This window comes from Providencia sp. PROV122, assembly GCF_028482365.1.
Lineage (GTDB): Bacteria > Pseudomonadota > Gammaproteobacteria > Enterobacterales > Enterobacteriaceae > Providencia > Providencia stuartii.
Map to the genome: position 1 here is coordinate 156,570 of NZ_JAMPQI010000009.1, position 11,905 is coordinate 168,474.

The window sequence follows — 11,905 nt, forward strand, 5'->3', positions numbered from 1 at the left end:
TTTGCTTTAAGATGTCAGTATTTATTCGTTTTAGAGTAGGCAGATGATTAGATGTAACTTTAGTAAATAATTAAGACTAATGCCTTATCTTTTATTGTGTGGAACTTGTTAGGATCCGCGTTCAAAATCAGCTATCACAGAGTCGCCACTTTATAACGTTAGGCTTGTAACATGGAAAGTATGTGTAACAAATTAAAAATATTAAATAAACTTGATAACGTATTAATGGCGCATACGCCTAATCAGAGTACTGGATTTAAGCGTTTTGTTTTAGAATTTTGGTTTTTTGGCTTAATCAATGCGCGCTCATGCTTATTTGCGGGCTTCTTTTTTTTAGCATTGTTTCTTGTTCCTGTTAAAGGGCTATTTGGTTTACCTCGCTATGATATTTTACTGGTGTTTGCAGTACTATTTCAGGCTTTTCTTGTTTGGTCAAAGTTAGAGACTTGGGATGAGCTAAAAGCGATTTGTGTTTTCCATTTAGTGGGGTTTATCATGGAGTTGTTTAAAACTTCAGCGACAATAGCCTCGTGGCAATACCCCGATGAAGCCTATAGTAAACTGTGGGGAGTTCCTCTATTTACAGGATTTATGTATGCGGCTGTTGGTAGCTATATTATTCAGTCGTGGCGTTTTTTTAAAGTGCGTATTGAGCATTACCCACCTTATTGGATGGCAACATTGGTGGCTTTAGCGATATACATTAATTTTTTTAGCCATCATTATATTGATGATTACCGTTGGTATTTAACGGCTTTTATTTTTGGCCTATATGCACGTAGTACCGTTTTTTATACTCCCTTAGATAAAGAGCGGCGAATGCCATTATTACTTGCGTTTATGCTGATCGGCTTTTTTATTTGGTTAGCGGAAAATTTCGGAACCTTTTTTGGGGTTTGGCAATACCCGAACCAAATTGGTGCGTGGTCGGTTGTGCATGCAGGGAAGTGGGGAGCTTGGTCTTTATTAGTCATTGTGACTTTTACGATTGTCGTTCATCTTAAACATATTAAGGCGAATGTCACAATCGCTCGTTAAATGCGGCTGTTTTTAAAAGCAAAACGCCATCCGGAGATGGCGTTTGTCATCAATGAACTAAAACTTATTTAAGTTCCAGTTCATTCATTGCGGCAATGCTGAAACCACCATCAACATGTACGACTTCACCAGTAATACCTGCTGCAAGATTTGAGCTTAGGAATGCCGCTGTATTACCCACGTCTTCGATAGTGACTGTACGACGAATTGGCGTTACAGCTTCGCAGTGTGCCAGCATTTTACGGAAGTCTTTGATACCTGATGCCGCGAGTGTACGGATTGGGCCTGCTGAAACCGCGTTGACACGGATACCTTGAGGACCCATTGCATTTGCCATATAACGAACGTTAGCTTCTAAAGAGGCTTTAGCAAGACCCATTACGTTATAGTTAGGAATAGCGCGCTCAGCACCTAAATAGGTAAGCGTCAGTAAAGAAGCATCTGGGTTTAGCATGTTACGGCATGCTTTTGCCATCGCAACAAAACTGTATGCACTGATATCGTGAGCGATACGGAAACCATCACGTGTTACCGCGTCAACATAATCGCCGTCAAGCTGATCTGCTGGTGCAAAGCCGATTGAGTGGACAAAGCCATCAAATTTAGGCCAGGATTTTCCTAATTCAGCAAACATAGCGTCAATACTTGCATCAACAGCAACATCACACTCAAGAACGATGTTAGAGTTTAAAGATGCAGCAAACTCTTCGACACGAGGTTTTAATTTTTCGTTTTGATAAGTGAACGCCAGTTCAGCGCCTTGTTCATGCATTGCTTTAGCAATACCGTATGCAATTGATAATTTACTGGCAACGCCAGTGATTAGAATGCGTTTGCCGGTTAAAAAACCCATAGCATTATCCTTGTTTATTTTCTATTGAAAACGCGAATATAACAGAAGACACCGTGTCTTGGGTAGTTTTCGCATTTTTTATTGACGAATCGTCGATATCTTACCATGTATTGCATAAAGAAGGGTATTTTGCTGTTCTCCTCGGAGCAGTCAAATATCCTGTCGCCATGCTTCAATGGATAAAGGTTCGCCGAAATGGCTCTCAATCAATCGACGGGTGACATCATGAAGTGGTGACGCTAGCACTTCAGCAGTATTTCCGCGCTCGACGACAACCCCTTTATCCATGACTAACATTTTGTCGCTAATATGCTTCATCATTCCTAAATGCTGCGTGACATAAATGTAAGCAATATCCTGCTTTGCCTGCAACTCCAACATCAGATTGATAATTTGTGAACGCATTGACATATCTAAGGAGGCCAATGCTTCATCCGCAATAATAATTTCAGGCTGTAAAATTAGCGCTCTTGCCAATGCGACACGCTGCTTTTGGCCTGACGCAAGCATATGAGGGTAATATTCTGCATGATCGGCCAATAGACCCACTTGGCGAAGCGTTTGAATAATACGGCGCTCTCGCTCAATACCGGTCAGTTCCGTGTTCAGCTTTAGTGGTAACTCAAGGGTTTGACCAATACGTTGGCGAGGGTTTAGCGAGGTGCTGGGATCTTGGAATATCATACGGATACGCTGGCTACGGTAACTGTAGTCACCATAACTGAGGCGGTGACCGCGGATCATAATCTCGCCTGCGGTCGGCTCCGTGACGCCGGATAACATACGAGCAAGGGTTGATTTCCCCGAACCGTTGGCACCAATAATGGCTAATGTCTGGCCTGCCTGTAAGTTAAAGCTCAATGGTTTCACCGCTTCTAATTCATAACGGCGGAATAGCCCCTCGCGAAAACGAAAAGTTTTGGTGAGATTGCGAACCTCAAGTAACGTTTCCATCAGGATGGTTCCTCCGTATTTAGCGGATAATGACAGGCAAACAGATGGTTTTTGATATTACGTAGAGGTGGAGCCACGATACATGTCCGTTGTGCATAAGGGCAGCGGGGGCCAAGGCGACAGCCAATTGGAAGATGTTCCAGCGATGGGATGGCGCCCGGAAGGGTATTTAATCGGCCTTTATGGGGAATCGGGCTTTCAAAATCAGGTATTGAACGAATCAGTGCTTGTGTATAGGGGTGGCGAGGACGTTGCAAAATATCCTCTGGTGTTGCGCTTTCAACAGTTTGACCACAATAAAGCACGTTAATTCTATCCACGAGTTTTGACATCATTTCCATATCATGGCTGATCAACAAGATAGTCATATTATTGTTTTGATTAAGCTTATCGAGCAGTCGGAAAATTTGTGCTTGGGTAGTGGACTCCATCGCATTGGTTGGCTCATCGGCTATCAATAAACGTGGCTGATTCGCAATTGCAATGGCTATCATGACTTTTTGACATTCACCATCAGTAAGTTCATAAGGGTAGCTACGCATAATGTCTTTATGATCTTTGATCCCCACGCGGTGTAATAATTCGATGGCTCGGCGCTTACGCCAATTAAAACGTTGCCACCAACGACCTTTATAAGTCCAGCCTGGGATAGCCTGTATCAATTGCTTGCCAATATTTTCGGCGGGGTCGAGACAAGATTGCGGCTCTTGGAAAATCATCGAAATATTATGACCGATCAACCGATGACGCTTACGAGGGCTAAGTTTAAGTAAGTCAATATCTTGGAAGCGAAAGCGGTCGGCGGTAACACGGATATTATCTTTGGTGACGCCACAAATGGCTTTGGCAATGAGGCTTTTACCTGAGCCAGACTCACCAACTAAACCACGGACTTCCCCCTCAGTAAGGGTCATCGAAATACGGTCAACGGCTTTGACTGGGCCGTTGGCTGTCATAAATTCAATGGTCAAATTGCGGATGTCTAACAATGGCATTATTCAACCCCCGCATTGATTGCTCGGTGTAAGCCATCACCGAGTAAATTGACGAATAAGACACTTATCATAATCGCTGCACCGGGCAAAATGACTGACCAAGGGGCAACATAGATAAGCTCTAAACTATCCCCTAACATGGCTCCCCACTCAGAAGAGGGCAACTGTGCACCCAGATCAAGAAAGCCCAGCGCGGCAATATCCAAAATAGCGATAGAAAGTGCTCTCGTCAGCTCTGTTACTAAGATTGGGGTAATGTTAGGTAATACGGTATACCACAAAATAAAAATATTTGATGCGCCGTCAAGCCTAGCAGCAACAATATACTCTTTATCTAGCTCATCGTGAACAGCAACATAAATTGTTCTTACCATGCGAGGGATCAGGGCTAAGCAGATTGCGAGCATAGCATTTTGTAAACTCGCGCCCATGAATGCAACCACGATAATGGCAAGTAACAAAGACGGGATGGATAACAATGTATCAAGTATATGGTTGAAAACCGCTGACTTTAAGCCCCGTGTCATCCCTGCTAGACAGCCTAATATCAGGCCTATTAGAGTGGCAATAAAAGTGATTAATAATGCCGCGCCGAACGTCGATTTTGTGCCCAAAATGAGGCGGCTTAGGATATCCCTGCCGAGGTCGTCAGTACCTAGGAAAAAGGCGACATTACCATAGTGAGACCAAGAAGGCGGTAATAATTGGTAACCTAAGAATTGCTGATCGATGGTATAGGGCGCGATATAAGGGCCAATAAAAGAGAGCGCCAATAAAAATAGCACGCCATAGAAACCGATCATCGAGAGAATATCAGATGAAAAAATATTCCAGACAACCCGCGTAGGGGAAGGCATCTTCTGTTCACGATAAAAATTATCTGAGGACATACCAATCCTTATGTTTTAACGGATCCATCATTGCCCCTAAAATATCAGACAGTACGTTAACGGTAATCACTAAGGCCCCAATCAACATGACGCCAGCAGAAATAGCAGAGTAGTCTTGTTGGCGGATGGCGGTGACTAACCAACGCCCCAGTCCTGGCCAGTTAAATACCAATTCGGTCACCATGGTCAGTGTTAACATGGTAGAGAATTGTAGGCCTAATTTAGGGATAATTGGCGGGATCGCATTGTGGAAAATATGACGACGGATAATGGTAAGTCGTGATAACCCACGCGTTGCAGCCGCTTTAATGTAATTTTCACTGGCTATCTCTTCAGTACTATTTCGAACTAAACGAATGACCTCGGTAGTCGGAGCCAGAGCCAGTGTTAATACAGGTAAAATCATATGTTCGAGTACGTTTATGATCATTTGTTGGCGATAAGGTGAGTCGGAAAGCCAAGCATCAATTAATGCAAAACCTGTAACAGATTTTAGATTATAGAGAAGATCAATACGCCCAGACACTGGCAGCCAGCCTAATCGTAGTGAGAAAAACAGTGTCAAGACTAACGCTAACACAAAGACGGGTACAGAAAAGCCAAGTAATGCAAAGGTGCTGATTGCAATATCCGCGGGTTTATTTCGCCAAAAGGCGGCAATCATCCCTAAAGGAATACCGACGATCAGGGCAAACATAAAGGCTAAAATACACAATTCCATTGTTGCAGGGAACGTGTCTTTTAATTGCTCTGTAATGGGTTCGCCATTAATACTGGAAACGCCAAAATCAAAGTGGAGTAGACCATCGAAATAAAATAGATAAGCATCAATAAGCGATGCGCCGCTTAAAGGCGCATTAGGCGTGAAATAGCTGAGGCTAAAGCTCACCAAAGAGAGAAAAAAAACGGTGACTAACAGCAAAAGTAAACGACGCAGCGAATAGATGATCATGGTTACTGTTCCTGTTTATGACCTGTTTTTTGGCTATTTTCATTCATATCTCTGTACACGCCTGCAAATGAAGTATTACCAAATGCACTGATCACGAGGCCCTTCATATCAAAGCGATAGGCTTGCAAACGTAAAGAGTAAGCGAGAGGTAAAACAGGCAAATCATCGCTCAGTAGCTGTTGGGCTTGATGATAGTAATCAATACGGGCGGCAAGTTGCTCCGTTAACAGTGCTTTATGCAGTATTTCGTCAAAAGCAGGGCTGCACCAATGACTTAGGTTGGTCTGAGAAGCTATCGCGGCACAACTCAGCAAAGGACGGAAGAAACTGTCTGGGTCGTTACTGTCGGTCGCCCAACCCGCTAAAGTCATATCATGGGAGCGATCCATTAATTGGTTCTCTTGAAAACGGCCTTCGACAGAGCGAATATTCATGATAATGCCTACTTGCGCCAAATCAGCTTGGATAAGCTCAGCCATTTTTAATGGGCTAGGGTTATACGATTGTGATGAAACAGGTACCCAAAGGTCAAGTTGCAAGTTTTCCAGTCCTAGCTCTTGTAACATTTTTTTGGCTAACTCGGGGTTATAATCAGTCACTTTGGCTTGATTATCATAGGCCCAAGAAGCTCGTGGCAAAATCGAAGCGGCAGTTTCTGCTGTGCCGTAGTAGATAGATTGCATCAAGCGATCATTATTAATGGCATAAGCGATGGCTTGGCGCACTTTGAGTTGGTCCAAAGGGGGCTTGCTGGTATTGAAAGCCAAATATGCGATATTCATGCCTGAACGCATTGATAGGCGTAGACGTGGGTCATCACGTAACACTGACAATTGGCTGGCGGCAGGGTAAGCCAACACATCGCATTCGCCAGTGAGCAATTTTGAGATTCTCCCCGTACCGCCAGCGCCCATATCAATAACCACCTCTTTCATGCGAGGTTCACCCTTCCAGTAGTTATCATTACGAAACAGACGGACAAATTGGCCTGCTTGATAGTCATCAAGGCGAAATGGTCCGGTGCCGACAGGGCGCCAATCAATCATCTCTTGGCGATTAATTTGAGCGAGGTGATCGGCATATTCAGCCGATAAAATAGGCGCATAGTGGGTCGCTAAGTGCCATAGAAAAGAAGCATCAGGGGCATTCAGACGGAATTCAACCGTATAATCATTTAATTTACGAATACTTTGTACGCTATTGGCAAATTGCAAACTATCAAAATAGGGGTAGTGACCGCCATTAATGTAGTGATAAGGATGATTAACTTCAAACATGCGAGCGAAGCTAAAAACAACATCATCGGCATTCATATTACGTGTTGGAGTAAACCACGGTGTTTGTTGAAATTTGACATCTTTACGCAGTGTTAATCGATAAGTTGCGCCATTATCCAGTACCTCCCAGCGTGACGCCACTTCCGGAATTAACCGATAGGTAAAAGGGTCAACATCTAGCAGGCGATCATAAATTTGCGCTGCCAAGGGGTCGACAATTAGGCCACTACTGACTAACTGGGGATTGAAAGTGGTAACAATGCCATTAACACAATAGATAAAACCGTTTTGACGGATGTTTTTGGGAACATCATTCGCCGCAGTATCCTGATATGACACATCGTTAGCCTGAGCGACCAGTGAAAAAGTAAATAGAAGCCAAAGAATTATTAAGCGCATAGCACTGATATCGTTAACCTTAAATATCCTATTGTAGCGTAAAAAGGGGCTGACAGGATATAAGCAAAAATAGTGTTTATTTTTAGGACAAGCAGGGCCGTCATGAATAGAAAACAGTCTGAAAAAGGAAAATAATATTATTAAAATTCATCTAATTATAATTAAATGAGAAAAAATCTCATTAAACCGCTTTACAAATGGTACTGATAACTATTATCATTCGCTTTGCCTCCTAAGCAAAAAGCTTGTGGTCAGGCATGACATTGCTCACATTGCTTCCAGTGTTTTTTTATAGCCAGCATGGGTGCTGGCTTTTTTTTATCTCAAAATAGATAGATTATACATATCAAAACGGATAAGGGTCGGCTAGTGTATTAACCCAACGGCTTGTAAATCCTTTTCTTCAACATTGCCTTGTAAAGTACACATAATTTTAACCGTGTTATTTTCCTTGTTGGCTTCGATAAAAAACAGTTTTTCAGCGGAATCACCAACAGGGATCAGGCCGCTAACTGGCGTGAGGTTTTTTTGCCAAGGTTCAGAAATCGCATTTCGCATTTTTGAATTGGCGACAAAATAGCCAGCCCCTTCAATCAGGGGGATGTGCTGAGATAAATGTTGAATGACATCTTGTTCTGGCATGGATGTTTCAAACCCCCAGTAATAAAACCTTCCCCCAATCCGGTTATTAGAAATTTCTTTATAACGCTCAAGATCAATAGCAATGGCGATAAAGTGGGTAAGTTCTAAACCATCTTTAGTGGTGTATTGCAAAGGAATATTAATGCCTGATTGACTAAATAATTCAGCGATAGTGATATTTTGGGGGATCATTGCGAATTCTTGGTTATGTTTTATCTCTTCAAAAAAACGACTATCGCATGCAGAAAGTGCTTTTATAATACCGATTGCATGTGCAGAGTAAGTGCAACTTATCAATAAAGAGAATAAAATCATTTTTTTTATGATAGCCATTTTATACCCTCAAAAATATAGCCATAAATAGTGACAAAACGGTCAATGACAAGTAACGTATAAAATAAAAATTAAGTGATTAGCTTTCGTAATGTTAATTAAATTAAACTCAGTTAACTTGATAGCTTTACTTGCAGTTTATTTCACACTTATTAGATGTACGTATATTTACTAATCGAGATGTTAGCCATTTATCCTTTAATGTAATAGTAGAGTGATATATGAAGATTAACAATATTTAAAAAATCACATCGGCTATTTTAGTTCGGTCATTATTTATCTACTCAATTATGTTGTACACTACAAATAAAAATATACGTTCTTACTCCCCCTACGAATAATACTATTAATAGGGAGAAAAGATAGTTTATGGATTAATCACTCATTAATTGCAAATGTAGCTACTATTGCCGAGAAATAGCATTTAAGTGCTGTTAAAGACAATCATGCCATGTTCAGTCAGCTTCGTTTTGACGTTGACTGAAACGGATATTTAACACCATAAGAGATAAATAACAGAGCTTTTAATTTATTTTAGTATCATATCGATTTAATTATTAGTTGATAAATTATCAAGATTAATTTGATGTTTTTTAATTAACCCACGTAGCTGATCATAACTTAGAGATAACCGCTGAGCGGCTTTACGCTGATTAAATTGGCTCTGTTGTAAAGCTTGCTCAAGTAATTGTTTTTCACTTTGCTGCTGCCAAAGGCGTAAATCACATGGCAAAGAGGGTAATGATATTTTTTGCTCTGGTATCTTTTCAGGGTTTGAGAGGACGGCGAGTTTCTCACCAAAAGGGTCAAAAATAATTGTTTCAACAGGCGCATCATTATCTTTATGCCGATAAACGGAACGCTCAACCACATTTTTTAATTCACGAATATTACCCGGCCACGGATATTGCTCTAACGCTTGCTGTGCTTTTGGACTAAAGCCGCTGAAATATGGGCGTTTGAGTTCACCACACATTGCGATGGCAAAATGTTCGGCTAAGAGCATGATATCGGACACACGCTCACGTAAAGGTGGAATACGGATCACTTCAAAGGCTAACCTATCAAGTAGATCTGCCCGAAAGCGGCCCTCTTTTGCCAATTCAGGTAAATTTGCATTTGTCGCACACACTAAACGCACGTTGACTTTCAGAGATTGACTGCCACCAACACGTTCAAGTTCGCCATATTCAATAACACGAAGAAGCTTTTCTTGTACGGACATAGGCGCAGTAGCAAGTTCATCGAGGAACAGCGTGCCTTTATCTGCCCGTTCGAAACGACCTTGATGGCGTTTTTGAGCGCCCGTAAATGAGCCTGCTTCGTGGCCAAATAATTCAGAATCTAGCAAATTCTCATTGAGTCCACTGCAATTTAGGGAGATAAAGGGTTCTTGCCAACGAGGAGAAAGGTAGTGTAGGCGATCGGCAATTAGCTCTTTACCTGTACCGCGCTCACCAATGACTAATATGGGTTTATTTAGTTGAGCCAGTTCAGACGTCCGTTCAAGTACATCTAAAAAGTTAGATGAGTTACCAATAATTGTATCATTAGTGTTTTTCATGGTTATTTTTACCAATAGTTGGTTTTGTTGGCCTATTTAAAATATAGTCTAGATTGACGCTAATGAATATAAAAATAATTTATTGGTTATAATTCAAAGTGTTATGTATTTTTATGAAAGTTGGCACGCTGATTGCAGTAAATTAATCGTAATAGAACGAATGTCCTTGTCACAACGTTATGTGGCGGATGAAAACAGTTAAACGGAGCATCACGTATTGGTTGGAAGCCAAAATCGGGTTGAGGCTCTACTGAATGATAAAATCCATCAAGAGGAAATAAATAATGGGTATTTTTTCACGTTTTGCCGATATCATTAATGCAAATATCGCATCTTTGCTGGACAAAGCAGAGGATCCGCAAAAAATGATCCGCCTGATGATTCAGGAAATGGAAGACATGCTAGTTGAAATCCGTTCGACATCGGCTCGTACTTTAGCAGAGAAAAAAGGTTTAGAGCGTCGTATCGAAATGGGCGAAAAGCAAGTTGCTGATTGGCAAGAAAAAGCGGAATTGGCTCTTGTGAAAGATAAAGAAGATCTTGCGCGTGCCGCATTGATTGAAAAGCAAAAAGTCAACTCAATGGTTGATACCTTAAAACATGAGCTTATTATTGTTGAAGAGACGCTAACGCGCTTGAAAGGTGAAATCACTGAGCTTGAAAATAAATTGCAAGAAACGCGCGCTAAACAGCAATCCATGATGGTGCGTTTAGAAGCGGCACAATCTAGCCGTAATGTTCGTCGTCAACTCGATAGTGGTAAGTTAGACGAAGCAATGGCACGTTTTGAGCAGTTCGAACGCCGTATTGACCATATGGAAGGTGAAGCTCAGAGCTACGGTATTGGTAAACAAAAATCATTGGAACAACAATTTGCTGAATTGAAAGCAGATGATGAAATTAGTGAACAATTAGCGGCATTAAAGGCTAAAATCAACACTAATAAAGAACAGTAATTTTGTAATCCCTAAACCTTAGCGTAGCGAATGGCTGCGCTAGGGAAGCGGATACCACCATTTGATATAAGGAAATGTGATGGGCTATGTTTTTCTGTCTCTCGTACTGATTGTTTTTCTCATTTTTATTCTGCCGTTTTGGTTGTGGTTACACTACAACAAACAGAATAACAGGCAGGGGAGCCAGCTAACAGAAAATGAAATCCAACGTTTAACTCAGCTTGCAGAGCAGACACAACGTATGCAACAGCGCATTAAAACGTTGGAAGATATTCTGGATGCGGAACATCCTAATTGGAGGCAAAAATAATGACCAATTTTCGCAATCGCCAATTATATCGATTAACTGACCGTCGTGTTTTTGGCGGAGTGTGTGCCGGTATCGCACAATTTTTTGATTTACCGGTTGCCTTAGTCAGGGTGATTGCCATATTGGCACTCTTTATGAGCTTCGGGTTAACACTGGTCTTATATATCGTCATGTGTTTTGTGCTACCTAAAGCTCCAAGTGGTTATCAAGGTCAAGATGTTAGTGTTGAAGTTTCAAAACTATTTAATGAAATTGATGCACAGTTAAAATCAGGTGAACTACGCTTACGCCAAATAGAGCGCTATGTCACCTCAGATACCTATACCGTTAATAGTAAGTTTCGTCATTTATAATTAATGTGCGCCCTCACATTTCGGGGAATAAGACTTTTGTTTTATTCCCTAAAATGTCTATCCAACGCTTAAATTCATGCGGTGGCACTATGCAAACGAATATTAAACGTAAACTCAAACAACAAGCCAAAAAACAAGCACTCAGTAAAGGGTTGAAGATAGTTGCAACACTTGCCATAACTTATGGACCAGGAGGTATTCTTGGTAAAATACTCAAAATAGTAGGCAGTAAGTGGGTCATCGGTTATTTAACAAAACGGATAGTAAAATAATCGTATAAAATACAGTGGTTATTGATTGAACCGTATAAAAACAAATTGCACTCAACAAATTAGTGATGCTGAATTTATGCTAAATTAGGCATCAATAATATTTGAGCGAGTGGGAGA

Annotated in this window: 13 protein-coding genes; 5 read left to right on the top strand and 8 right to left on the bottom strand. The window is 41.2% G+C overall.

Annotated elements, in window-relative coordinates; translation table 11 throughout:
* Positions 1-171 precede the first annotated feature (171 nt).
* Complete coding sequence (locus PSE69_RS08095; RefSeq protein WP_004919221.1) at positions 172-1,038, top strand: DUF817 domain-containing protein; 867 nt, start codon at positions 172-174, stop codon at positions 1,036-1,038.
* Positions 1,039-1,102: 64 nt separating this feature from the next.
* Here the strand turns inward: PSE69_RS08095 and fabI are convergent, their stop codons facing one another.
* The 8 genes from fabI to pspF form a co-directional block, all read right to left on the bottom strand.
* Positions 1,103-1,891, bottom strand: coding sequence for an enoyl-ACP reductase FabI (gene fabI / locus PSE69_RS08100; protein ID WP_004919224.1), 789 nt, complete (start codon positions 1,889-1,891; stop codon positions 1,103-1,105).
* 150 nt (positions 1,892-2,041) lie between these two features.
* Positions 2,042-2,845, bottom strand: a complete 804-nt coding sequence (gene sapF, locus PSE69_RS08105) for a putrescine export ABC transporter ATP-binding protein SapF (RefSeq protein ID WP_004919225.1) — start codon at positions 2,843-2,845, stop codon at positions 2,042-2,044.
* The gene (gene sapD, locus PSE69_RS08110; protein ID WP_272675204.1) at positions 2,845-3,840 is read right to left on the bottom strand and encodes a putrescine export ABC transporter ATP-binding protein SapD; all 996 of its coding nucleotides are present in this window, start codon (positions 3,838-3,840) and stop codon (positions 2,845-2,847) included. Before sapD ends, sapF begins: the two co-directional genes overlap by 1 nt.
* Positions 3,840-4,730 (bottom strand): putrescine export ABC transporter permease SapC, encoded by an 891-nt coding sequence (gene sapC, locus PSE69_RS08115; protein ID WP_004919231.1) that lies wholly within the window; start codon positions 4,728-4,730, stop codon positions 3,840-3,842. Before sapC ends, sapD begins: the two co-directional genes overlap by 1 nt.
* The gene (gene sapB / locus PSE69_RS08120) at positions 4,717-5,682 is read right to left on the bottom strand and encodes a putrescine export ABC transporter permease SapB (protein ID WP_004919233.1); all 966 of its coding nucleotides are present in this window, start codon (positions 5,680-5,682) and stop codon (positions 4,717-4,719) included. The genes sapC and sapB overlap by 14 nt, the downstream gene beginning before the upstream one ends.
* 2 nt (positions 5,683-5,684) lie before the next feature.
* Positions 5,685-7,358, bottom strand: coding sequence for an ABC transporter substrate-binding protein SapA (sapA, locus tag PSE69_RS08125; RefSeq protein WP_004919235.1), 1,674 nt, complete (start codon positions 7,356-7,358; stop codon positions 5,685-5,687).
* Positions 7,359-7,724: 366 nt separating this feature from the next.
* Positions 7,725-8,333 (bottom strand): hypothetical protein, encoded by a 609-nt coding sequence (locus PSE69_RS08130; protein ID WP_004919238.1) that lies wholly within the window; start codon positions 8,331-8,333, stop codon positions 7,725-7,727.
* Positions 8,334-8,883: 550 nt separating this feature from the next.
* Complete coding sequence (gene pspF / locus PSE69_RS08135) at positions 8,884-9,897, bottom strand: phage shock protein operon transcriptional activator (RefSeq protein ID WP_121875030.1); 1,014 nt, start codon at positions 9,895-9,897, stop codon at positions 8,884-8,886.
* Positions 9,898-10,181: 284 nt separating this feature from the next.
* Between pspF and pspA the strand changes: the two genes are divergently transcribed.
* From pspA to PSE69_RS08155, 4 genes are all read left to right on the top strand, one after another.
* On the top strand, positions 10,182-10,853 hold the full coding sequence (pspA, locus tag PSE69_RS08140) for a phage shock protein PspA (protein ID WP_004919242.1): 672 nt from the start codon (positions 10,182-10,184) through the stop codon (positions 10,851-10,853).
* Positions 10,854-10,932: 79 nt separating this feature from the next.
* The gene (gene pspB, locus PSE69_RS08145; protein ID WP_004919244.1) at positions 10,933-11,163 is read left to right on the top strand and encodes an envelope stress response membrane protein PspB; all 231 of its coding nucleotides are present in this window, start codon (positions 10,933-10,935) and stop codon (positions 11,161-11,163) included.
* Positions 11,163-11,516 (top strand): envelope stress response membrane protein PspC, encoded by a 354-nt coding sequence (gene pspC, locus PSE69_RS08150; protein WP_121875031.1) that lies wholly within the window; start codon positions 11,163-11,165, stop codon positions 11,514-11,516. Before pspB ends, pspC begins: the two co-directional genes overlap by 1 nt.
* An 89-nt stretch (positions 11,517-11,605) precedes the next feature.
* The gene (locus tag PSE69_RS08155; protein ID WP_004919249.1) at positions 11,606-11,788 is read left to right on the top strand and encodes a hypothetical protein; all 183 of its coding nucleotides are present in this window, start codon (positions 11,606-11,608) and stop codon (positions 11,786-11,788) included.
* The last annotated feature ends 117 nt before the right edge of the window (positions 11,789-11,905 follow it).

Bases quoted from the DNA above. Each gene is read 5' to 3' on its own strand.
- PSE69_RS08095 (WP_004919221.1), top strand. From the start codon at position 172: ATGGAAAGTATGTGTAACAAATTAAAAATATTAAATAAACTTGATAAC.
- fabI (WP_004919224.1), bottom strand. From the start codon at position 1,891: ATGGGTTTTTTAACCGGCAAACGCATTCTAATCACTGGCGTTGCCAGT.
- sapF (WP_004919225.1), bottom strand. From the start codon at position 2,845: ATGGAAACGTTACTTGAGGTTCGCAATCTCACCAAAACTTTTCGTTTT.
- sapD (WP_272675204.1), bottom strand. From the start codon at position 3,840: ATGCCATTGTTAGACATCCGCAATTTGACCATTGAATTTATGACAGCC.
- sapC (WP_004919231.1), bottom strand. From the start codon at position 4,730: ATGTCCTCAGATAATTTTTATCGTGAACAGAAGATGCCTTCCCCTACG.
- sapB (WP_004919233.1), bottom strand. From the start codon at position 5,682: ATGATCATCTATTCGCTGCGTCGTTTACTTTTGCTGTTAGTCACCGTT.
- sapA (WP_004919235.1), bottom strand. From the start codon at position 7,358: ATGCGCTTAATAATTCTTTGGCTTCTATTTACTTTTTCACTGGTCGCT.
- PSE69_RS08130 (WP_004919238.1), bottom strand. From the start codon at position 8,333: ATGGCTATCATAAAAAAAATGATTTTATTCTCTTTATTGATAAGTTGC.
- pspF (WP_121875030.1), bottom strand. From the start codon at position 9,897: ATGAAAAACACTAATGATACAATTATTGGTAACTCATCTAACTTTTTA.
- pspA (WP_004919242.1), top strand. From the start codon at position 10,182: ATGGGTATTTTTTCACGTTTTGCCGATATCATTAATGCAAATATCGCA.
- pspB (WP_004919244.1), top strand. From the start codon at position 10,933: ATGGGCTATGTTTTTCTGTCTCTCGTACTGATTGTTTTTCTCATTTTT.
- pspC (WP_121875031.1), top strand. From the start codon at position 11,163: ATGACCAATTTTCGCAATCGCCAATTATATCGATTAACTGACCGTCGT.
- PSE69_RS08155 (WP_004919249.1), top strand. From the start codon at position 11,606: ATGCAAACGAATATTAAACGTAAACTCAAACAACAAGCCAAAAAACAA.